General features: G+C 40.3%; 17 protein-coding genes. 12 read left to right on the forward strand and 5 right to left on the reverse strand.

Features of this window, described 5'->3' with window-relative positions; all coding sequences use genetic code 11:
• The 6 genes from NMK36_RS24290 (at position 1) to NMK36_RS24315 (ending at position 9,798) form a co-directional block, all read left to right on the forward strand.
• The gene (locus NMK36_RS24290; RefSeq protein ID WP_072718092.1) at positions 1 to 1,338 is read left to right on the forward strand and encodes a CmpA/NrtA family ABC transporter substrate-binding protein; all 1,338 of its coding nucleotides are present in this window, start codon (positions 1 to 3) and stop codon (positions 1,336 to 1,338) included.
• Between the two features lie 144 nt (positions 1,339 to 1,482).
• Positions 1,483 to 2,322: a nitrate ABC transporter permease gene (gene ntrB / locus NMK36_RS24295; protein WP_072718091.1), complete on the forward strand. Its 840-nt coding sequence runs from the start codon at positions 1,483 to 1,485 to the stop codon at positions 2,320 to 2,322.
• A gap of 42 nt (positions 2,323 to 2,364) precedes the next feature.
• Positions 2,365 to 4,368: an ABC transporter ATP-binding/substrate-binding protein gene (locus tag NMK36_RS24300; protein ID WP_254174830.1), complete on the forward strand. Its 2,004-nt coding sequence runs from the start codon at positions 2,365 to 2,367 to the stop codon at positions 4,366 to 4,368.
• A 33-nt stretch (positions 4,369 to 4,401) separates the two neighbouring features.
• Positions 4,402 to 6,396 (forward strand): nitrate ABC transporter ATP-binding protein, encoded by a 1,995-nt coding sequence (locus tag NMK36_RS24305; protein ID WP_254174831.1) that lies wholly within the window; start codon positions 4,402 to 4,404, stop codon positions 6,394 to 6,396.
• Between the two features lie 223 nt (positions 6,397 to 6,619).
• Entirely contained in the window at positions 6,620 to 8,794 is a 2,175-nt protein-coding gene (locus tag NMK36_RS24310) for a molybdopterin oxidoreductase family protein (protein ID WP_254174832.1), read from the forward strand.
• A gap of 269 nt (positions 8,795 to 9,063) precedes the next feature.
• The gene (locus tag NMK36_RS24315) at positions 9,064 to 9,798 is read left to right on the forward strand and encodes a hypothetical protein (RefSeq protein WP_254174833.1); all 735 of its coding nucleotides are present in this window, start codon (positions 9,064 to 9,066) and stop codon (positions 9,796 to 9,798) included.
• Positions 9,799 to 10,072: 274 nt separating this feature from the next.
• On the opposite strand, the gene NMK36_RS24320 is transcribed toward NMK36_RS24315, so the two are convergent.
• A complete protein-coding gene (locus NMK36_RS24320; protein ID WP_254174834.1) occupies positions 10,073 to 10,609 on the reverse strand; it encodes a calcium-binding protein in 537 nt (178 codons plus the stop codon).
• A gap of 192 nt (positions 10,610 to 10,801) precedes the next feature.
• Here NMK36_RS24320 and NMK36_RS24325 point away from each other — a divergent pair, with 192 nt between their 5' ends.
• Positions 10,802 to 13,264 (forward strand): NB-ARC domain-containing protein, encoded by a 2,463-nt coding sequence (locus tag NMK36_RS24325; RefSeq protein WP_254174835.1) that lies wholly within the window; start codon positions 10,802 to 10,804, stop codon positions 13,262 to 13,264.
• An 81-nt stretch (positions 13,265 to 13,345) separates the two neighbouring features.
• Here NMK36_RS24325 and NMK36_RS24330 read toward each other — a convergent pair whose 3' ends face one another.
• Complete coding sequence (locus NMK36_RS24330; RefSeq protein ID WP_254174836.1) at positions 13,346 to 13,726, reverse strand: DUF3110 domain-containing protein; 381 nt, start codon at positions 13,724 to 13,726, stop codon at positions 13,346 to 13,348.
• A 146-nt stretch (positions 13,727 to 13,872) separates the two neighbouring features.
• Here NMK36_RS24330 and NMK36_RS24335 point away from each other — a divergent pair, with 146 nt between their 5' ends.
• From NMK36_RS24335 to NMK36_RS24345, 3 genes are all read left to right on the forward strand, one after another.
• Positions 13,873 to 15,003 (forward strand): class I SAM-dependent methyltransferase, encoded by a 1,131-nt coding sequence (locus NMK36_RS24335; RefSeq protein WP_254174837.1) that lies wholly within the window; start codon positions 13,873 to 13,875, stop codon positions 15,001 to 15,003.
• 361 nt (positions 15,004 to 15,364) lie between these two features.
• Positions 15,365 to 16,156 carry a calcium-binding protein gene (locus tag NMK36_RS24340; protein ID WP_139294984.1) on the forward strand — a complete coding sequence of 264 codons (792 nt, stop codon included), beginning with the start codon at positions 15,365 to 15,367 and terminating at the stop codon, positions 16,154 to 16,156.
• 492 nt (positions 16,157 to 16,648) lie between these two features.
• Positions 16,649 to 16,912 (forward strand): hypothetical protein, encoded by a 264-nt coding sequence (locus NMK36_RS24345; protein WP_072718083.1) that lies wholly within the window; start codon positions 16,649 to 16,651, stop codon positions 16,910 to 16,912.
• Positions 16,913 to 16,925: 13 nt separating this feature from the next.
• Here NMK36_RS24345 and NMK36_RS24350 read toward each other — a convergent pair whose 3' ends face one another.
• Positions 16,926 to 17,804 carry a LysM peptidoglycan-binding domain-containing M23 family metallopeptidase gene (locus NMK36_RS24350; RefSeq protein ID WP_072718082.1) on the reverse strand — a complete coding sequence of 293 codons (879 nt, stop codon included), beginning with the start codon at positions 17,802 to 17,804 and terminating at the stop codon, positions 16,926 to 16,928.
• A 250-nt stretch (positions 17,805 to 18,054) separates the two neighbouring features.
• Between NMK36_RS24350 and NMK36_RS24355 the strand changes: the two genes are divergently transcribed.
• On the forward strand, positions 18,055 to 19,275 hold the full coding sequence (locus tag NMK36_RS24355) for an HhoA/HhoB/HtrA family serine endopeptidase (RefSeq protein WP_072718081.1): 1,221 nt from the start codon (positions 18,055 to 18,057) through the stop codon (positions 19,273 to 19,275).
• 13 nt (positions 19,276 to 19,288) lie between these two features.
• On the opposite strand, the gene NMK36_RS24360 is transcribed toward NMK36_RS24355, so the two are convergent.
• Together NMK36_RS24360 and NMK36_RS24365 are read right to left on the reverse strand one after the other, a co-directional pair.
• The gene (locus NMK36_RS24360; RefSeq protein ID WP_072718080.1) at positions 19,289 to 19,621 is read right to left on the reverse strand and encodes a DUF760 domain-containing protein; all 333 of its coding nucleotides are present in this window, start codon (positions 19,619 to 19,621) and stop codon (positions 19,289 to 19,291) included.
• Positions 19,622 to 19,982: 361 nt separating this feature from the next.
• Entirely contained in the window at positions 19,983 to 21,257 is a 1,275-nt protein-coding gene (locus tag NMK36_RS24365) for an ABC transporter substrate-binding protein (RefSeq protein ID WP_254174838.1), read from the reverse strand.
• A gap of 264 nt (positions 21,258 to 21,521) precedes the next feature.
• Here NMK36_RS24365 and NMK36_RS24370 point away from each other — a divergent pair, with 264 nt between their 5' ends.
• The gene (locus tag NMK36_RS24370) at positions 21,522 to 22,856 is read left to right on the forward strand and encodes an IS701 family transposase (protein ID WP_072718077.1); all 1,335 of its coding nucleotides are present in this window, start codon (positions 21,522 to 21,524) and stop codon (positions 22,854 to 22,856) included.
• The last annotated feature ends 124 nt before the right edge of the window (positions 22,857 to 22,980 follow it).

A 22,980-nucleotide genomic window follows, 5' to 3' on the forward strand; every position in this document is an offset into this window, starting at 1 on the left:
ATGAGTAAGCTTTCACGACGTAAATTCCTTTTGACGGCTGGTGTTACTGCGGCGGGAACCATCTTTGTACATGGTTGTACTTCCGGTACTAATTCTTCAACAACTGCCTCTAATCCTTCCCCGGCTGCAACGGCAGTTCCCGCAGCGAATATTAATCCGGCTGATGCACCAGAAACACCAACGGCAACATTAGGATTTATTGCTTTAACCGACTCTGCCCCCTTAATTATTGCCTTAGAAAAAGGCTTATTCGCTAAATATGGAATGACGGATGTTAAGGTGGTTAAACAAGCCTCTTGGCCTGTCACCCGTGATAACTTAGAATTAGGGTCTGCTGGTGGAGGAATTGATGGGGCTCATATTTTATCCCCTATGCCTTATTTAATGACATTAGGAACGATTACCAAACAACCCGTTCCCATGTATCTTTTAGCCCGATTAAATACCAACGGTCAGGCAATTTCATTAGGGAAAGATTACCTGGATGCTAAAATAACTATTAATGATAGTGCTAGATTCAAAGACCTTGTATTAGGGGCAAAGAATTCAGGAAAAGAAGTCAAAGCCGCCATTACATTCCCCGGAGGAACCCACGATTTATGGATGCGCTACTGGTTAGCTTCAGGGGGGACAATTCCTGATAGTGATATTTCGATTATTCCAGTTCCGCCTCCCCAAATGGTTGCTAATATGAAAGTTGGCAATATGGAAGGCTTCTGTGTGGGTGAACCTTGGAATGCTCAATTAGTGAATCAGAAAGCAGGATATACGGCATTAATTACTGGAGAATTGTGGAAAGATCACCCGGAAAAAGCCTTTAGTATGCGCGCCGACTGGGTAGATAAAAACCCCAAAGCCGCAAAAGCATTAACAATGGCGGTCTTAGAAGCGCAACAATGGTGTGATAAACCCGAAAATATTGAAGAGATGTGTCAAATTGTTTCCCAAGATAAGTGGTTTAAAGTACCTGTAAAAGATATTATTGAGCGCTCTAAGGGAAATATTGACTTCGGTGATGGTCGGGTTGTAACCGCCAGCCCCATTGCGATGAAATTCTGGAGAGATAACGCTTCTTACCCCTATAAAAGCCATGATACTTGGTTCTTAACGGAAGATATTCGTTGGGGATATTTACCGCCCGATTTAGATATTAAAGCCACCGTTGATAAAGTCAACCGTGAAGATATCTGGAAGGAAGCCGCAAAATCGTTAAATGTTCCCGCAGAACAAATTCCAGCAACCCCTTCTCGTGGTGTTGAAACCTTCTTTGATGGTGTCCAATTTAACCCCGATGATCCTCAAGCTTATCTTAATGGTTTAGCCATCAAAAAAATCTAATATTCTCTATTTGACCCCCCCTAACTCATGAAAAAAAAGGGTAACTCAATAATCAAAGTCCCCCTTTTTAAGGGGATTTAGGGGGATCAAATCTAGGGATATATCAGTAAAAATCTGATTCAAATTCACTCATCTCTAACAGTCATGACCACTAGCATTAAAGTCCGTTCTAGCAGTAATAATCCTCTCAATTTTGTCTTTGATTGGTTTAATAAAAACCGTAATAAAATCATCCGCCCGTTAATTGCAGTAGTTATTTTCCTCGCCCTTTGGCAACTGTTATGTTCAGGAGAAAACCCTAACTTACCTTCTCCCATTACCACCGTTAAAGAATCTTGGCAATTAATTATTAACCCATTTTTTGATAATGGAGGTACAGATAAAGGGTTATTTTGGCAAGTTCTAGCCAGTTTACAACGAGTTGCCATTGGATTTACCTTATCGGCAATTGTTGGAATTGCATTAGGGATTTTAATCGGGACAAATACCTTTATGTATGATGCCTTAGATCCCTTATTTCAAATCCTCAGAACAATTCCTCCCCTGGCTTGGTTACCCATCGCCTTAGCTGCCTTTCAACAATCCAATCCTTCCGCGATTTTCGTCATCTTTATTACAGCAATTTGGCCAATTATTATTAACACCACCGTCGGCGTTCAACAAATCCCCCAAGACTATAAAAACGTAGCTAGAGTGTTACGTTTACCCCGACAAAAATACTTCTTCAAAGTGTTATTTCCTTCCGCCGTTCCTTATATCTTTACCGGGTTAAGAATTGGGATTGGTTTATCTTGGTTAGCCATTATTGCGGCGGAAATGTTAGTCGGTGGAGTTGGCATTGGGTTCTTTATTTGGGATGCCTATAATAGTTCTCGAATTAGTGCGATTATCGTTGCTTTAATCTATGTCGGGGTTGTGGGTTTAATCCTCGACCGCACCATTGGTTTTATTGCTTCAAAAGTGGTTCCCGCCGAGCAAAAATAAACTCTGATTTCCGTCAATTGTTCACCTTTCTTACCTGAAATTATGTCTGTATTCGTTGAAGTTGATCACGTTCATCGCGTTTTTAATCTCCCCAATGGAGAACAATATATTGCGCTGAAAAATATTGAACTCAAAATTAAAAAAGGTGAATTTATTTCCTTAATCGGACATTCGGGCTGTGGAAAATCGACCCTTTTAAATATTATTGCCGGGTTAGATCAAGCCAGTCAAGGTGGAATTATTGTTGAAGGTCGAGAAGTCCGTGAACCTGGGCCAGATCGCATGGTAGTGTTTCAAAATTATTCCTTATTACCTTGGTTAACGGTACGAGAAAATATTGCCTTAGCCGTTGATGAAGTTTATCGCAAACTGTCTAAAACCGAACGAAAAGAGATTATTGAACGACACATTAAATTAGTCGGTTTAAGACAAGCGGCTGATAAATTACCCGGAGAAATTTCAGGGGGGATGAAACAACGAGTTGCTATCGCCCGTGCCCTGGCTATTCGCCCCCAATTATTACTTTTAGATGAACCCTTTGGGGCGTTAGATGCGTTAACCAGAGGCGGGTTACAAGAGCAGTTAATGAAAATCTGCGAAGCGAACCAAGTCAGTGCTGTGATGGTAACGCACGATGTCGATGAAGCCTTGCTTTTATCGGATCGCATTGTCATGTTAACCAACGGCCCAGAAGCGCATATTGGGCAAATTTTAGATGTGAATATTCCCCGTCCTCGTCAACGCATGGAAGTGGTAAATCATCCCAGCTATTATGCCCTGCGAAATGAAATTGTTTATTTCCTAAACCAACAGAAAAAAGCCAAAAAATCAACACTCAAAAAAGCTCCTACCGTTATTGCCAAAAATGGTTTAGAAAAAGTCAATTTAGATATCGGCTTTATCCCCTTAACCGACTGCGCTCCTTTGATTATTGCCAAAGAAAAAGGAATTTTTGAGGAATATGGCTTAACGGAAGTCAACTTAAGCCGAGAAACCAGTTGGAAACTGTTAGGTCAAGGCGTAGTTGAAGGGCGTTTAGATGCAGCCCAAATGGTGGCAGGAATGCCCTTAGCCATGACATTAGGCTTCGGTAAAAATCCCCCAATTCCAATGGTAACCGCCTTAACTTTATCTCGCAATGGAAATGCCATTACTTTGAATAAACAGTTGTATGAAAACGGAGTTATAACTTTAGAAGACTTTAAAAATTATATCGAAAAAAAACTTGACAAAGTGCATACATTAGGTATGGTTCATCCGAGTTCCATGCACAATTTAATGCTCAGGTATTGGTTAGCCGCAGGAGGAATTAACCCGGATCAAGATGTTAATTTAACCGTGATTCCACCGCCCCAAATGCAAGCGAATTTAAAAGCGGGGAATATTGATGGTTATTGTGTCGGGGGGCCGTGGAATGCTCGCTCTGTTCATGAAGGGTTAGGCTTTATTATTGCCAATAGTTTTGATATTTTCCCCAATGGACATACAGAGAAAGTTTTAGGGGCAACAGAAGACTGGGCAAATCGTTATCCAAAGACCCATATTGCCTTGGTGAAAGCCTTAATTGAAGCTTGCGATTATTGCGATGATCGCCGAAATCGAGAAGAAATTTTAGAGATTTTATGCCGCGATGAATATGTTGGTTCTGCACCGGAATATACCCGATTAGGATTTATTGATCCGGTTCAACGGGGGGATGGTAAACCACCCGAATTATTAGTCAATTACAATCAATTTTTTGTGGATAAAACCAATTGCCCCGATGCCACAGAATTCCTTTGGATCATGGCAGAAATGGCACGTTGGGGAATTATTCCCTTTCCGAGAAACTGGGTTTCCATTATAGAACGAGTGTTAAGAACGGATGTTTATGGTCAAGCTGCCAGAGAATTAGGATTATCCGATATGGGACGCGATCGCCAAAGTATAAAACTGTTTGATGGCACAATATTTAATCCCCATGAACCGATTAAATATCTCAAAAATCTGAAGATTAAACAGGAAATTCGGATTGAAGAAATTATCCTTGATCCGATCGCTGCTTAACTGTCAACTGTCAACCGTTAACCCTCAAACATTATGCAAATTTTAGATAATATTTCCTCTAAACCCACTTCTTCCTTAAAATCCGATGACTTTTTGGTGATTGATCAAGTGTCTAAAGTTTATGACACCCCTAAAGGGAAATATATTGTGCTTGAAGATGTTAATCTTCGGGTCAAAGAAGGCGAATTTATTTGCATTATCGGTCACTCTGGGTGTGGAAAATCCACGCTATTAAATATGGTGGCTGGGTTTAATCAACCGACAACCGGGGTAATATCCGTTCAAGGACAGTTGATCACCGAACCTGGGCCAGAACGGATGGTGGTGTTTCAAAATTATTCTCTGTTACCTTGGTTGACCGCCAAAGAAAATATTCACTTAGGGGTTGAGTCAGTATATCCTGACAAATCTACGGCTGAACAACTGGAAATTGTCAAAGAAAATTTAGAGTTAGTCGGGTTATCCGAAGCGGCGAATAAAAAACCCTCTCAACTCTCAGGAGGTATGAAACAACGGGTTTCTATTGCTCGCGCCTTAGCCACTCGTCCCCAAATTTTAATTTTAGACGAACCCTTTGGAGCCTTAGACCCCATTACCCGCGAAGAATTACAGGAAGAACTGCTCAATATTTGGCAAGATCATCGGATTACAGTTTTAATGATTACCCATGATATTGATGAAGCCTTGTTTTTAGCCGACCGTTTGGTGATGATGACCAATGGCCCAGCCGCCCAAATTGGGGAAATTTTAGACATTCCCTTCTCCCGTCCTAGAAATCGGGCGAAAATCATGGAAGACCCCCGATATTATGAATTACGGAACTATGCTCTCGATTTTCTCTTCCGACGTTTTGCTCATCACGAAGAAGATGAAGAGACTACCGAAGAGATCACAACAGAAGATAAAACCCCTGACACGGGATTAGCACAAAGCACTACAATAGCACCCAGTTCTAGTCATATAGCAACAGAGGTGCTGAATATGCAACCCAATAGACCTAACCCGGATGAAAATCCCTATGCTAAAACGCCTGAACCTGAACTCACTCGTGGGGTTGATCCGGTAATTCCAGATAAAAATCCCTATGCTAAAACCCCCGAACCTGAGTTTACTCATGGGGTTGATCCGGCGACTCCACCTGAAGAAATGTCGCCTGCAACAAAAACAGCGATATTATTTTCACTCTGGGGAGTGATTATCGCAACCTTAGTGGGCTCATTAGTTTTTAATTCCACGCCCACTACCGCCAATAAAGAGGCAGAAACCCCAGAACCATCTGCTACGACGATGGAAACACAAACCCCCACCGTTGCTGAAACGGTTACTCCCATCACCACGGCTTCTCCCACCCTATCCCCCACTCCGACTGCTACCTTATCCCCTACTACAGTTCCCTCGGTCAGTCCTTCTCCCTCCTTGGAGTCAACCGCAACTCCTTCACCGAACGCAGTAGCAACGACATCACCGAGTCCCAATAGCCTTGGATCGACAACAACCCTTCCCTCTCCCAGTTCAACAACGGCTATTGCCCCGACAACAACCCTATCTCCATCCCCAACAACGATTTCACCCTCTCCCGTTGCGACTGCATCCCCAACGCCTGAAAGTTTAGCGGCGACTACAACTTCCCCATCTGCAACGGCAACCGCACCTACCACAACGGCCTCACCCTCGGTTTCTTCTTCTCCGGTGGCTACCACCTCGCCGACTGAATCAGCAACATCCATTAGTAGCACAACAGCAACCCCTAGTGCTGAGGATCTTGAACAGTTAAATCAAGAGGTTTTTGCCACCATTAATCAAGCTTGGACAAACACTCCGGTAACGGCTGTATCCGTTTATTTGATTAAGGTAAGTCGAACCGGGGATATTTTAAGTTACGAAGCTAAATCTCCCGATGCGACTCAAAATGTTAATAATACCCCTTTGCCGAAGTTAGTCAAGTCGGATGTTACCCAAACTCCTTATACCCAATTTGAGGCAACCTTTACTCCCGTAGGAACTTTAGATCTCAAATCGGCTCAATAGGAAATTGAATCGGAGGAATTGGGAGTTAATGATTATCCTAATTCCTCTAGGGAAAAGAATGGGGAATAGGGAATATTAGTTAATTCCTAAATAGTACGATTTTTATAGCCAGTTGATCCGCAAGAATAAATACTTATACAAAATCTTGAGTTGTTGAGCTTTAGGCTAAAGATTGAGAGGCTTCAGCCAAACAACTCTTTTTTGAGCAAACAATGATAAAACAATGAAATTAATTCAAACACTTTGTCCATTTTGTGGTGTGGGTTGTGGTTTAGAAATTGTCTCTACAGCAACAACTGATCAAGAGATTAAACGGGACGAACAGGGAAACCCGATTTGGAAAGTTCGAGGCGATCGCCAACATCCCTCTAGTCAAGGCATGGTCTGTGTTAAAGGAGCTACCGTCACAGAATCCATTCGTCGTGATCGCCTTTTACACCCAATGATCCGAGAAACCTTAGATCAACCCTTCCGACAAGTGAGTTGGGATGAAGCCTTAAATTTGATGGTAGAACGTATCCAAACGGTTCAACGTGATTATGGTTCCGATGCGTTATCTATGTACGGTTCCGGTCAGTTCGTTACCGAAGATTATTATATTGCCCAAAAACTGATGAAAGGGTGTTTAGGAACCAATAATTTTGATGCAAATTCTCGTTTATGTATGTCTTCTGCTGTATCAGGTTATGTTCAAAGCTTAGGTGCTGATGGCCCTCCCTGTTGTTATGAAGATTTAGAATTAACCGATTGTGCGTTTATTGTCGGTAGTAATACCGCAGAATGTCATCCCATTGTTTTTAATCGTTTCGCTAAATATCATAAAAAAAATCCTGACGTTAAATTAATAGTTGTTGACCCTCGATATACCCCAACTGCCGAAGCCGCCGACCTACATTTACCCATTCGCCCCGGAACGGATATTGATTTATTTAATGGCATTGGTTATTTATTATTAAGATGGGGGGATATTGATGCAGTTTTTATTGATGAATGTACTCGCAACTTTCAACAATATGCTCAACTTTTACAATCCTATACCCCCGAAATTGTAGCTAAACGGTGTGGAATTACAATTGAAGCATTAGAAACAGCCGCCCGTTATTGGCAACAATCGAAACGGATTTTATCGTTATGGTCAATGGGATTAAATCAGTCTTCCGAAGGTACTGCAAAAGTGCGATCGCTGATTAATCTACACTTAATGACAGGTCAAATTGGTAAAGCAGGTTGTGGCCCCTTTTCCCTCACCGGACAACCCAACGCCATGGGAGGACGAGAAGCCGGAGGTTTAGCCCATCTATTACCCGGTTATCGCTTTGTCAGTAACCCCCAACACCGGGCTGAAGTTGAACAGTTTTGGGGAATTCCTGAAGGTCGCATTTCTCCCACCCCCGGACGCACCGTTTGGGATATGATTATCGGTTTAGAACAAGATCAAGTGCAGTTTCTCTGGATCGCCGCCACAAACCCTGCTGTTAGTCTACCCGATCTCGAACGCACCAAAGCCGCCCTGTTAAAATCCCCCTTTACCGTTTATCAAGAAGCCTACTATCCCACCGAAACCTCAGCCTATGCCCATGTCCTCCTCCCCGCTACCCAATGGAGTGAAAAAACTGGGGTGATGACCAACTCAGAACGCCGTGTTACCTACTGTCCAGGGTTTGATCAACCTCTGGGAGAAGCTCGACATGACTGGGAGATTTTTGCCGAAGTCGGACGACGCTTAGGGTTTAAAGAACAATTTGCCTTTCAAACTTCGGCGGATGTTTATGCTGAATTTGTGCAACTTACGTCAGGTCGCCCTTGTGATATGTCGGGGTTAAGCCATGACCGTTTGCAACACCAGGGGCCGACCCAATGGCCTTGTCCCGCAGGAAGTACGGAGTCCGGTCGCCAACGCTTATACACCGATAATCATTTTGCCACCCCCGACGGTCGGGCGATTTTTGCTGGATATCATTCTAAAGGGTTAGCCGAACCCAGTGATCCGAATTATCCCTATGTGTTAACAACAGGTCGTCTGTATGGTCATTGGCACACCCTCACTCGCACCGGAAGAACCAACAAAACCCAACAAATGCACCCTGACCCCTTTATTGAAATTCATCCCAAAGATGCAGGGAATTTGGGAATTCAAAATGGTGATATGGTTGAAGTGCGTTCTCGGCGGGGAAGTTGTCAATTTCCGGCTAAAGTAACCGCTTTTATCGCCCCTGGGACTGTATTTGTCCCGATGCACTGGGGGGTATTATGGGCATCGGACGCAGAAGCCAACACGTTAACCCACCCTCATGCGTGCCCCGACTCTCGCCAACCGGAATTAAAAGCCTGTGCTGTCCAACTGAAATCAGTTATTAGTTATCAGTTATCAGTTATCAGTCAAGAAGTGGATAGTTGATTAACTCTTAAAGCTTTTACTAATCACTAAATATCGATAGAAACTGGGTTTTTTGGGTTCTCGCTGGTTAGGGAACCTTTTGCGATGTCCATCGACTATTAAAGTAAGTCAGGAGTTAGGAAAATTGCTGACTTGCCTTTTCCCCAGATAGCCTCGGAATTCTGATCACAACTGTTAAAATCTTCTCTCAGGATGATGTAAACTACCCCAGAAAGTTTTAGCTTAAAATAAAGGAAAGAACCCACCCTTTTCTCAAGTTGAGTAAACCTATGAAACCGACATTAACCTTAGCAACATTGGTATTAGCAGCCAGTTCTATGCTTCCAGCTTATGCTGTGATGCCTAACAACCCCATTAACACAACTTCTTCAAGACAGTCCTCTCAAGATTTAATTCTAGCTCAAAATAATTTTGATCAATATCGTCAACAGCGTCATGCACAGTTAGAACAGCAAATGCGGGAAGAGGTGAAAAAACCTCAATATAACAATTTATCTCAAGCCCAAAAAGCTCAAATGATTCGGGATGCTCATAATGCCCTCGATCAAAGTTTAGATCGGGAATATGACACCTGGAAACAACGGCAATCTAATAATGGCCGTAATAATAACAATGACCGTTATAATAATGGTCGTTATAATAACAATAATCGCAATAATAACAATAATCGTAACGATCGCTATAACCAACAATCATTTGATCAATATCGTCAACGCCGTCATGCGGAGTTAGAACAGCAAATGCGACAAGAGGTGAGAAAACCTCAATATAACAATTTAACCTCAGCCCAAAAAGCCCAAATGATTCGAGATTCTCACACTCAGTTAGATCAACGTTTAGATCAAGAATATGAAGCTTGGAAACGGGGAGACAACAACGGAAATTATAATAATGGTCGGTATAATTCAGGAACTTATAATGGCAGCGATCGCTATGATCGTTATAATCGTAACAATCAAACCTATCCCCAACCCTATCCCAATAATGGTCGTTACACTCGTTAATTGTAGGGTACTCCATCCCAGTGTTCACACTATCTAGGATGATTGATTTATCAAGCCAAAATAGAGCCTTGAATTAAAATTCAGGCTCAAAGCTCAAACCTATTAAAATAGGTTGAAAAATTAATAAAGCTAAAACTTTAGTTGGTTAAAACTGACTAAAGTTTTTAGTATTCAGGAGTAAGTTAATTGATAATAAAAAGGGGGAGGGTTCAGTGAAATTTCTAGCAGGTATTTGAGATTTAGATGAACCCGCCCCTATGGGAATTGTATTGAATTAAGCGGAGATAAAATCTCGTGTTGACAACTGAAGGTTTTTCAGGTTACCGTTAGACGGGTCATTCAAATTGCCATTGATTACAATAGCATACACCTCACTACTATTACTACTTGAAACGATTGCCATATCGCTAGGACTATAGCCATAGCCATTAACATTTCCTGGTAGCAGTGAATATTGGTTAAGACTACCCTGCACTTTGATATAATCTTCTCGCCAGTTAAAGTCTTGGATCACTGCCCAACTATTTCCTAAATACCCTTTCCCCGAATACGAATCACCAATCACGAATTTATCGTAACCTGGCCCTCCATTTAAAATATCACGTTCCCCATTGTATGGAGTTGCCCAAAACGCATCAATGGTGTCATTTCCACTACCACCGATAACAGAATCATTTCCCAGTCCCCCTTCTAAATAATCATTCCCACCATTGCCAATAACAGTATCATTTCCGCCGTAGGCATAAATTTGATCATCATAGGAACTACCAGTTAGATAGTTACTGCTATCATTTCCATAATACACAGCCATATTCAATTCCTCCACAGAATCGTTTTAAAATGAACTTTTGTGTTTAGCACAGTTTCATCTTGTGATTTTTTTGGAGATGCGTAAATGTATAAAGTTCATTCATATTTTTTCTTGAACTATTACCTGCAATATTCATAAAGTTCATAAAGTTCATGGTAGAATTTTAGATACTCAGGGAAAATTAGCCAGACTATGAATTTTCAAAATATTGAAGAAGTCATGTCACTGCTCGAACAGTGGGTATCTGAGAAGACGGGGAAAGCACTAGCACCCGTAGAGATAGGAATTTTGCAACAGAGTTTGGAAGGTAAAACTTATGAGCAGATGGAGATTCGAGGGTATAGTGTGGCATACATTAAGACGGTCGTATCTCCTAAGTTATGGAAACAGTTGTCAGAAGTAGCTGGTACACCAGTGAATAAAAAAAACTGCCAATTAGTCCTAAAAGGAATTTTGGAAGAATTTGAAAATCAATCTCAGTTAAAATTGCAGGAAATACAGGAATTTGAAGTTGATCAAAGTGTAACAGAAAATTATAGTCGGATTGCACCTCAATCTATCCCAATGAATCCTCATTTTATTGGTCGTGAAAATGCGATCGCTCACCTTAAAACAAAAATCAATCAAGGTGCAAAAATTATTTTAATTCAAGCCGCCGCAGGAATTGGTAAAACAACTCTGGCTACAGAATTTCTGAAGAATCAAAATTTTGATAAAATCTTATATTTGACGATGGCGAAGGAAAAGGAAACCATCTCGCCTGTTGAAACTATTGTTGAGGAATGGCTGAAAAAGGATTTTCAGGAGGAACCTGGACGGGATTTTATGGTGTCCTTGGCACGGCTACAACGACTGTTACAAAATCAAAAAATTGGGGTATTAATTGATAATTTAGAACCTGCACTAGATTCTGAGTTTAGATTTATTGAACCCCATCGACATTATATCGAACTATTGAGGATGTTAACAGATCCGATGGTGCAGTCAGTAACTTTAATCACCAGTCGTGAACGGTTGTGTGAAGGGGATATTACGGTTGAAACCTATCGTTTACCTGAGTTAGACTATTGTGCCTGGAAACAATATTTTGAATATTATCAGATTAATAATTATGAGTCTATTTTGACTGAAATGCACAAAGCCTATGGGGGGAATGCCAAGGCGATGCGAATTTTGTGTGGTGCAATTCAAGAAGATAATCAAGGAGATATTCAAGCTTATTGGAATTATAACAAAGCTGAAATTTTAGCTAAACCCGATTTAAAAAATTTAGTGAATTCTCAATTTAATCGTTTACAAGAACTTGATATTAATGCGTTTAAATTATTATGTCGGTTGGGGTGTTATCGGTATCAAGATGTTCCAACTGTTCCTTATAATGGGTTATTGTGTTTATTATGGGATGTTCCAGAAGGTGAACAGCGCAGGGTAATTGAGTCGTTAAAAAATCGTTCTTTAGTCGAAGTTAACAAGGGTGAATTCTTTTTACATCCCATGGTTAGGGAAGAAGCGATCTCACGTTTGAGAAAAAGTGAAGATTGGAAAACCGCTAATATTAAAGCTGCGGAGTTTTGGACGGAGAGTGTTGAGAGTGTTGAAACGATAAAAGATGGGTTAACCGCGTTAGAAGCTTATTATCATTATGTAGAAATTGATGATTTTGAACAAGCAGGTTCTATAATAGAAAAAGAAAGGGATAATAAGTGGCAAAGAGGTCAAGCACTAGGTGGATCATTTGCTAGATTTGGCTTATTACAACAAACTGCTTCATTAATTAATAAAGTTAAAGACAAGCTAGAGAATAGTTATGTTAAAGCTAGGTTATACAAGATATTAGGTGATATACAATGGTTAAGAGGTTCTATACATCAAGCAATAAATTATCATAAGGAATGTAAATCAATAGCAGAAAAAATAAAAACAATATATATTGATTCTGAACAAAGTCCAGAACTAGATTTTTATTTATATCAATTGTATGGATTATCAGTTGTATCCTTATTTAATCAAGGATTGTGCTATTTCAATATAGGGGATTTAGGACAATCTTATCTTTTATTTAAAGAAACGATTTTCACAGTATCCAGCAAAAAAATAATCTTAATAACAAAAGAGAATCAACTTTATCAAGATTACTTTTATCATCTTCAATTAAGCAGTTATGTTTACCTTGCTTTAATAAATTCATATTGGGCTAACACTGAAAAAACATTATCTTATATTAATAAAAGTGAACTTTTGAAACCCAGAGACATGATTTGGAATCAAGGTTATACTTTTCTATGTTTAGGGACAGCATACAAAAATATCAACGAAACTATAAAGTCATTTCAAATGTATAATCAAGCCATATCATTTGCTGAAGAAACTAACTATACTCAATTAAAAGCTAAAGCTTTAACAGGTCTAGGAGAACTTTACCGAATACAAGGGGAATTTGCAACCGCACTCACCCATCATCAAGAATCGATAGAAATTTTAGAAAATATTGGTGCTAAATGTGATTTAGCTGAAGCCTATTATCAACTCGCTTTAAGTTATCAACAGATGGGGGATAGGGTAAACAGCAAACCTAATTTTGATAATGCAATTCAACTGTTTACAGAAATTGAAGCACCTCGACGAGTTGAGAGGGTGATAAAGTCAATTATTTGAGAAAAAGCAGGTTATTCTAGCAGTTTAGTGGAACTTAAACACATTTGAGCTTAATTCTTGTTTAAGTCCCAATAACCCCATTTACAATAATCCTTCAAGTCGTTTCCGAATATCATCCAGTTCAGGAGAGGCAAATTCGGCTTCCTCCTGTTCCTCTTCTAAGGGCTCGGCTTCAATTTGCCAGTCGGTTTTATCCACATTCTGTTCCGGGGGAATGGCTAACTCTCCAGATGCAATCAGTTCCCAGTCATAGTCAACGCTTTGGCAAAACTCCTTAATTTCCTCGGCATCAAGAGCTTCAACCAGTGGCGTCGGGAAATCTTGAGCCTCCAGCAGCAAGCCGTAGCGGGTGGCATCATCCTCATCTTCAAACATTAACACTTTATTGCGATCGCCCATCTGAATCGTATGAATCCCCTCATTTTCTGTTCCCGCATTGAACAGCAGCACATAAACTCGCATAGCTTTTCATGAAGTTGTAATAACTATAGCTTTACTATCTTACAGCCAAACCGTCAAAATTTTTTTCAGGTCTGCCTGATTGTTTTGGGTAACAGTCTTCTGTAAGATGACATTGAGAGAAATACTTTTATTTTTTATAACAGTCAATGCAGCTTGTTGATTTATCCCGTCAATCCTTAGCTTTGCAACGGTTTATTCAAGATCAAACCTTATGTCCCGCTACCTTTAATGCCGATATTTGTGCTCAGGATGAGATGTATTTATTTGCCTTAGCGAATCACGGTATACCGGAGCGCGCCTGTATTCGTTATTATTTTAATGGCCGTCGAATTTTAGATACAGTTCGTCAGGTTTTAAACTGGAATTTTGAAGATTTGAATCGAATTTCATCCTTTTTAGATTTTGCCAGTGGTTATGGACGTTTCACTCGATTTTTAGTTCAGGATCTCCCTCCTCAAACGATCTGGATTTCGGATATTTATGCTCAAGCAGTTGAATTTCAAAAAGAACAATTTGGGGTTCAAGGAATTGTTTCAACCACCTATCCCCAGGATTATCCAATTCAACAATCCTTTGATTGTATTTTAGCTTGTTCTTTCTTTAGTCATCTGCCTGAAGCTACGTTTTTCTCGTGGTTACAAAAACTTTATTCTTTGCTTTCTCCCCAAGGAATATTAATGTTTAGCGTTCATGATCGACTTTTATTACCTTCTCATTTAGCCATTTCACCAACCGATATTTTATTTATTCCCAATAGTGAAAGTCGCAGCTTAGATGTTAATCAATATGGCACAACCTATGTCGGTGAAACCTTTGTAGCTAATTGCTTAAATACCATTAGTAAAGGAGAAGCAATTTATTCTCGAATTCCCCAAGGAATTTGTCGGTATCAAGATTTATATCTAGTCACCCGCCATCCTCAAAAACCCTTATCTTCCCTAAAATTTAGTCACAACCCCCAAGGAAAAATAGAACAGTGTGAATTAACCTCAGAGGGAAACCTTTTATTAAAAGGATGGGTATCAGAAATTAATCCCCATAGCCAATTAGAAGAAATTTTAGTTTTCGTCAATGGAACGTTAATCCAAAATTGTTTACTCTCTATTCACCCCTCAGAAACTGAGTCTCAATGGTCTTGGTCTTGCCAAGTTCCTCTGGGTAAAAATTCTCAACAATCTATTATTTTAATTAAAGCTATTAATTCCCAAGGATTAGAATGGGTCTTTGAAACAACAACTGTAGAAAATTTAATTCAAATCTATAGTAATCTTTTTTAACACGTCAAAAAAAAATCTAATAAAAATCATCCTGAAACCCTTTCACTTCTTACTGTTCCCTGTTCCCTGTTCCCTGTTCCCTGTTCCCTGTTCAAGTAGTGCTATAGTTTGAATTTATCATAATTTAACATATCTATTAAAATCTTACCAAAATTTTACCTATATTTTACGAATTATCTCTAAAAGATTGTTAAAAATCATCCTGATTCTGTAAGCTAACAAGAGTCTACTATTCCAGAGGCAGAGGCCAGAAAACAAGATGAGATTTCAGGGATGTGTTTGTACTTCCTGAAATCTGGTAAATCGATATTAATAATGTTTTCTTCCTCTGTAACCCTTTTGTTGTTTACCCTGAAGTACAATGCTAAGTTTTGAGCCCGTGTCTAACCCAGTTGCTAGAGAAACAATAACCTCTAACCCCATCGTAACTGTATTTGATAGTGAAGTAGATACTCTCATTGGAGGTGCTGGTGCAGATTCGTTCTTTTTGCGTCGAAATGGAGATCAAATTTCCCCCTTAAGCCCTGCTACATCACTCATTGGTACGAGCAAAGATGATACTTTAGTTGGAACAATTAATCGTGATGTGATTGCAGGTCGAGATGGAAATGATATGATTTCCAGTTTCCTAGGAGATGATTTTATTGAAGGACAAAATGGAGATGATATTCTATTTTCAGGTCGAGGGAATGATTTAGTCATCGGAAATTCAGGAATTGATACCCTATTTGGTGATGTCGGAGTTGATACGGTTTATGGGGGGCCAGACCCAGATCTTGTGTTTGGGAATAATGATGAAGATACTCTGTTTGCAGATGGTGGAGACGATAGTATTTATGGAGGTCAAGGAAATGATAGTTTGATTGGGGGGACAGGAAACGATTTACTATTAGGCGATCGCGGTAATGATACGCTTTTAGGTATTTCTAGTGATAGTTTAGGATATACTTTAATTACTGATTTTAATGGAGATGAAGATAAATTACTCTTAGCAGGTGTTCCTGAATTATATACGATTGATAGTTCTCCTCGAAATGTACCGGAAGGGGTTGCTATTTTCAAACAGAATATAGATGGTTCAAAACAATTATTAGCCCTTGTTCAAGGAGATATTGCATCGACCTTTGATAGTAATCAATATGTCTTTATTTAATCCTTCCCTGAACTTAAAGCCACCCCCTCAATTCAAGAATAGGGGGGGGGTGGCTTTAAACTTTTGGCTGAAAAACATCTAAAAATTGACTGTTATAGTAGGGAACAGCTTAACGGGAAACCGGGAGGAAAAGACTTCATCCTCCTGGGTTTGTTGTCTGATTATCAGTCAAGCACTGTGTTTGGGCTGTTGCTATCAGATTGGTTGTAGGATTTAAAGTTAGTAGGTTAGGGTTCTAGGGACTTGAAGATTGATGTAAACAAATGTGAACTATTATAAAGCTATTCTTCGATTTTCTCAGTAATTTTTAAAGATTTTATAAAATTTTCGGGTAATCCTATTTATTTCTCCTTTAATTGATGATACGGCAACTACAATATTAAGTAATCCCAGATGGAAGAAACTAGGAGGAAAGCTCACAAAATCTTATAACCATTCTCATCCTTTTAACTTGTTATCGTAATTATAAATAGGAAACTATACTGTGAAAAAATGATACAATCAAGCCCTAATTTACTGAATAGAAATATAATTTCTTTCGTAAGTTCTATTGATGGTTTATTAGAAAATTGGGGTTATAAACGGATTGGTACTCCTTGGCAACAAGTAGAATATAATCCCCAATTTCATCAACCGGATGTTACCGATATTCAGCCGGGAGAAAGCGTTTATGTTCGTTTTGTGGGATATCGAGATGGCGATAGAATTTGCTGTCCGGCCAAAGTCAGTCGAACTTTACCCAAGGGATTCAGATAATTCAGGATCATGATCATCTCCCCCTAAAATAAGGATTGGGATCTTCTGAAATCCATCCTAAATCGGAGTTATAACGAATTTCAAAATGCAAATGGGATGGGTCACTATCCGGTTGTCCGGTGGTTCCCACTGTCCCTAATACATCCCCTAAATTAACGGGTTGACCGACTTTTACATTAATTGTATCCAGATGAGCATAACGGGTTTGTTTTCCCGACCCATGATTAACAACTACTAATTTTCCATAACCTTCCCGTTCGCCTGCAAAAGCAATTTTTCCTGCTCCAACAGATAACACCGGAGTTCCCACCGTTGCGGTTAAATCTAAACCACTGTGGAACACCACGCGACCCAAAACCGGGTTTAATTGCCAACCATAACCCATTTGTATGCTGGTCGGTTGGGGGAGAGGATAGCCCGATAGGACGGAGAAAGCAGGAACAGGGGGGCCTTTGGGCGACCAATTCACACCGGGAAGAAACAACGCTATGGGTTGAGTTTGACAACCATTGACTTCAAAAACCACATCAGGACGAGCATTATAAGCTTGAACGACTTCTTGCCAAGACCGACCTGGGGGAATTTCCACTTGAATGCCATTGTAAGGTGGAATCAGAATTTCTGCTCCCAGAGGCGCTGACCCCCGTTGTAAAATCGGATTCATCCCCAGTAACGTTGCGGGAATTAAATTATATTGGCGGGCGATACTGTCCACCGTTTCCCCAGCAGCCAGACGATGACGTTTTAAACGAGATAAGACCGGGGATGGACAAACTGCTTGAGCTTCTTGTTGAGCTTCTTGTGACTTCACCGAGGGTACAGGACTCGCGAATATCCCCATCAGATTTGCGATCAATCCCAACAATACTATTCCTAAGCGTTCAAACCTCATGATCATGGATTCATTAAACTTAACTTAAAATGAGCGGATCACCTTTGGCTCCCCCAGTGAGTGATCAGCACTCTGGTTTGGGCGAGTCGCTGTATCAACATCGTGGCGCACAGATCACAAACTGAAGGTTCAAGATGTGCTAATTAAAGTTAAAGAGTCGTTATTCAATACTCTTACTCTTAAGATTAGAGGACACAGAACCTGTTCCGCTAGACCCCCAACAGAATTGTATTTCCAGACGGCAACACAGATGGATTTATCTTTCAAACAGTTTACGGTATATCTGGCTTTACTCTCCCTCGGAGGAGGGGCAGGATGGTTAGGCAGTCGCTATGTCCAAACTAACAACCCCACCCAATTATCGGCGACCGTCGCCGTCGTCAAACCCTTACCAACTGTTGCTCCTCCAACGGTTTTAGAACAACAGGTCATTGACCGTAGTAGTCCGAATTTTATTGCCGAAGCCGCAGAAATTGTAGGCCCGACGGTGGTTCGCATTGATGCCACTCGCAAAACAGAACAAGATGTCCCGGATGCGTTTAAAAATCCTCTGTTTAAACGCTTCTTTGGCGCTCAAATCCCCACCCCAGAAGAACGAGTTCGTCGAGGTACCGGTTCAGGATTTATACTGCATTCCGATGGCCGAATTATTACCAATGCTCATGTTGTGGATGGGGCCGATAGCGTTCAAGTCACGTTAAATGATGGTCGCGTTTTTGAAGGGAAAGTTAAAGGGGTTGATCCCATAACGGATGTAGCGGCGGTCAAAATTGAGAGTAAGGAGTTACCCACAGCCCCCATTGGGTTCTCGGAGAATTTAGTTCCGGGACAGTGGGCCATCGCCATTGGCAATCCTTTAGGATTAGATAATACCGTTACCATTGGCATTATTAGCGCCACAGGTCGTTCGGCTACCCAGGTTGGCATTCCTGATAAACGAGTTCGCTTCATTCAAACCGATGCCGCCATTAACCCTGGAAATTCTGGGGGGCCATTGTTAAACGATCAAGGTCATGTAATTGGGATTAATACAGCAATTCGCGCGAATGCCCAAGGGTTAGGATTTGCCATTCCCATTGAAACAGCGATTCGGATTGCCAGTCAACTGTTTACCAAGGGTAAAGCCGATCATCCTTATATAGGGGTGCAAATGGTGGAACTGAGTCCGACGGTCAAAGCGGAAATGGATCAACAACTGGAAGTGAGTCTCACCCAAGATACCGGGGTGATTGTGGTACGGGTGGTAGAAGAGTCTCCGGCGGCTCAAGGCGGAATTCTCAAGGGAGATATTTTGGTGAAAGTGGATGGCGTTGCGGTCAACACTCCGTCTCAAGTTCAAGAGCAAATTGAAACCAAAGCCGTCGGAGAGGAACTTCCGATTGAAATTAATCGCCAGGGTCAACAAAAAACCCTAATCCTTAAAACCGGGGTGTTCCCCGAATTTGCTTTAGCCGGGGAATTTAATAATTAGGGTGTGAACCGGATTACTTGGAGTCAATCGAATTCGTTCGAGAGAGGTTTTCTTCTAAGTGCATCCGTTGTTCCATCTGACGTAAAAAGTAACCCGTCATCATTGCTGATGCTAACAGACCTGCCAAGTTTTCCCGGTTGGTTGTAATCTGCACGTCGAAGTGATCGGAGGGTAATACCCCGACTAATCCTTGAACGTTTTTACTAATAATTTCTTTAATTTCTGAACTGGCAGACTGAGCAACCGTTGCCAAAACATCAGGATGCTGACTTTGCAGGTAGGTCAACAACGGGTTTTCGGCGGTCTCTTGAACATCAGATTTGAGAAAGTCAGGGTTAAAAACCATGATGTGCGTCTCTATGTCAGGCTTATGCTATCTTTGAGACTCCTGCGCTCACAAACACGGTGTCGCCAGAGAGTCTTGATTGACGGAAACTCGCTGTTTAGCAAAATTGCTAACAAGTCTTACAGTTCTCCACCAGCTTGAAGTTGTTTGACATTCTCCGCGCTCAAGGGACGGAGATTCTTTAGGATAGACCTAAAAGGGACAGTCAAAAGAGTTACCCTAGTCGGTCGCACTCACTGAGTTATCGTTATGAATTCCATCTTATCACACCCCATCAAAAGCGGTAGGCAAGGGGAATCGATTCTGAGTTGGACTGATCCTTATCAATGAATTGAGTGGCTAGTGGTTTGTTGATTTCCGGTCACTTTCCCCCAAAAATCACTTCTAATCGTTTCTGTGCTTCTTTTAATGCAGATTCAGCCGAAGATTGACCTAATAAAGTTGCCTCAATTGCGCTACCTAAAGTATCAGAAATTCGAGTATATCCGGCTATAATGGGACGAGAACCCGCTACGGACATTTGCTCTACAAATACTTTTAACCAAGATCTTGATTTGAGGTATTCTTGGTAGTCTTGACTTTGCACAGATTTGAGATTGACTGGTAAAAAATCCGTTCCCATTGCCCATTCGGTTTGAAATTCCTCACTTAAAACAAATTCTAAGAATTTTAAAGCGGCTTTTTCTCGTTCTGAGGTGGTTTTCATCACAAAAATATTGCCCGTTGCTGTAACCGTAGAGGGTTTAATATCAGTCGGTATGGGAAACACCTGATAATCAACGTTAGACTTGGTGATATAAGTCCAAGGCCCAGTAATTTGCATGGCTACTCGACCTGATATAAAATCCGCCTCTTCATAACCCCGTTCTGGCTGAGAAAGAGTCGCTGAACCTTCTTTGATCAAATCCTGCCAGAACTGTAAGGCATGAATAGCCCCTGGATTGATAAAATTGGGTTGATTATTCGTTAAGATTTCGCCTCCAGCACTTAATAAAAATGGGAACCAACTAAAGACCGTCCATTCTCCTTTTCCTAATGGCAATAACAGTCCATATTGTTCAGGTCTTCTATCTCCATTGCGGTCAATCGTCAGCTTTTTCGCCACTTGTCTGAATTCTTCCCAAGTTTTAGGAAGTTCTGTAATTCCTGCTAATTGAAACAACTTCGGTCGGTAAAAAATACCGAGATTAGCAGTGTATAAGGGACTTGACCAAATATGACCGTCTAAGCTCAATTGCTCAAATAAACCGGGAACAATATCAGATTTAAAGGGTAAATTTTCCACCCATTCATCTAAGGGTTTAATTGCCCCTAATTCTGCAAATTGACCGGTGGTTTGGGGGTCATATACTAACAAATCCGGTGGGGAATTCCCGACAACGGCTGTTAATATTTTTGGCAATTGAGGCTGACCAATAAAGATAGATTCTATCTGAATGTCAGGATGGGTTTGATTAAATTTATTCACTAATCTTTCAAACACATCCCGGTTTGGAGGAGGATTGACGGATTGCCAAAGGCTTAAATGAATGACGTTATCCTGTTTTTGATGAATCCCCTGACAATTCGATAACAATATGAGAAATATACTAAGAACAATTCCTAGCCGTAATAACCTTCTAGAAAAGTATATCATTCACAAAGACCCCTATGCTGCGATCGCCCATATCATTCATTACCTCAGTTCATGTACTCTCGGTATTTACGAATCGTTACATCTTTTGGTTTTTTCTGACAAACTTAATAATTCTGTTGATTTGGAATATTTTTTCCCAAATATTGGAGATGTAACTCATCTATGATAGTCTAATCCATGATACCATATATCCCTCTTCTGTCAGTCTCCGAGGAGTAAAATTAGAAAATAAACCAGATGGGTAGCTAGAAGGGGGATAGGGTAATGGATGTAGAATTACAGATGATCAAACATTTAGCCCGAGATGCACAACCAACAGTTTCAGTGATTGATGAATATTGTCAAGGTTATAAAGACCTATTCCCAGAAGTGAGAAGTTACGAATGTTTTAAATACTTACATCTAGGAATTATCTCACCAATTCCGAGAAAATCTTTACCGGAAATTGCTAAAATAGTAGGAATTAGGTCGCCACAATCACTGCATCATTTCTTAGCCAATTCGCCTTGGTCAGCAAGGGAATTAAAGGAAAGAAGATTAGCCCGAACTCTAAAAGCATTGAAAGGAGAGAAGATTATAGTAATAATTGATGAGACAGGAGATAGGAGAAAGGGAAAAAAAACCGACTATATAGCTAGACAATACTTGGGAAGTGTGGGCAAAACAGATCGGGGAATAGTATCAGTTAATGCTTACGGTGTTTATAAAAATATAACCTTTCCTTTAGTGTTTAGAGTATTTAAACCCAAAGGAACATTAAAAGAAGGAGATGTCTACAAAACTAAGATTGAAATCGCATCAGAAATTCTAACAGAATTGGTTGATTGGGGATTTCAGATTGAATTGGTATTAGCAGATAGCCTTTATGGTGAAAGTAGTTCGTTTATCAGTACATTAGATCAATTTCAAATTCCTTGGGTACTAGCAATAAGAAGTAATCATGGAGTCTGGATGTCAAGCGAGCAGAAAGTTAGAGCCAACAAATGGTGTAAATTTGAGAGGATTTTTAGCAATCAAGAATCAGAAACCAGATATATTAGAGAAATCATATTTGGGAAAAGAAGTACAAGAACCTATTGGGAAATTACCACAGATCCAGAAACGATGCCAGAAACATCAACTTCGTTTGTCATGACAAATTTAACAGAGAAGAGAAGCCAGATGAAAAAGACATTAGGTAATTTATACGGGTTAAGAACATGGGTGGAATATGGATTTCGACAATGTAAACAAGAACTGGGTTGGACTGATTATCGGTTGACGGATTTTCCCGATATAGAAAAATGGTGGGAAATCATTTTCTGTGTGTATTTAATGATTAGTTTCAACTCCGAAGTTTTCCGGTCTTTAAGTCAAGGCAGTCCCCGAGAATCTGAGAGCAAAAAAAACACCACCGATTGCTCAACTCATCAACAATGGAATCACAAAGAGGGATGGAAAAATGTTTTAAATAATCTGCGTTTAATAATTCAGCCTACTATTATATTGTGGTTGATTGTCCCGTGGCTAGATATTTTTCCCGACCGCCATTTATTAGTGGGTTTTCATAAATTAATTGAGAATATTAATCAATTTCAATCTTATTTTCCCAATGGATAACTCTACTTTTTATTACTTGTTGATTTCGGAGAGTGACAGAAGAGGGATAGAGCCTTAGCTATCAAAAAAGGCGATGATTATTATTGGTTTTGGGTTGGAAATCATAACCAATATGACAATATTT

The organism is Planktothrix pseudagardhii (genome assembly GCF_904830925.1).
In the GTDB taxonomy this organism is placed as follows: domain Bacteria; phylum Cyanobacteriota; class Cyanobacteriia; order Cyanobacteriales; family Microcoleaceae; genus Planktothrix; species Planktothrix tepida.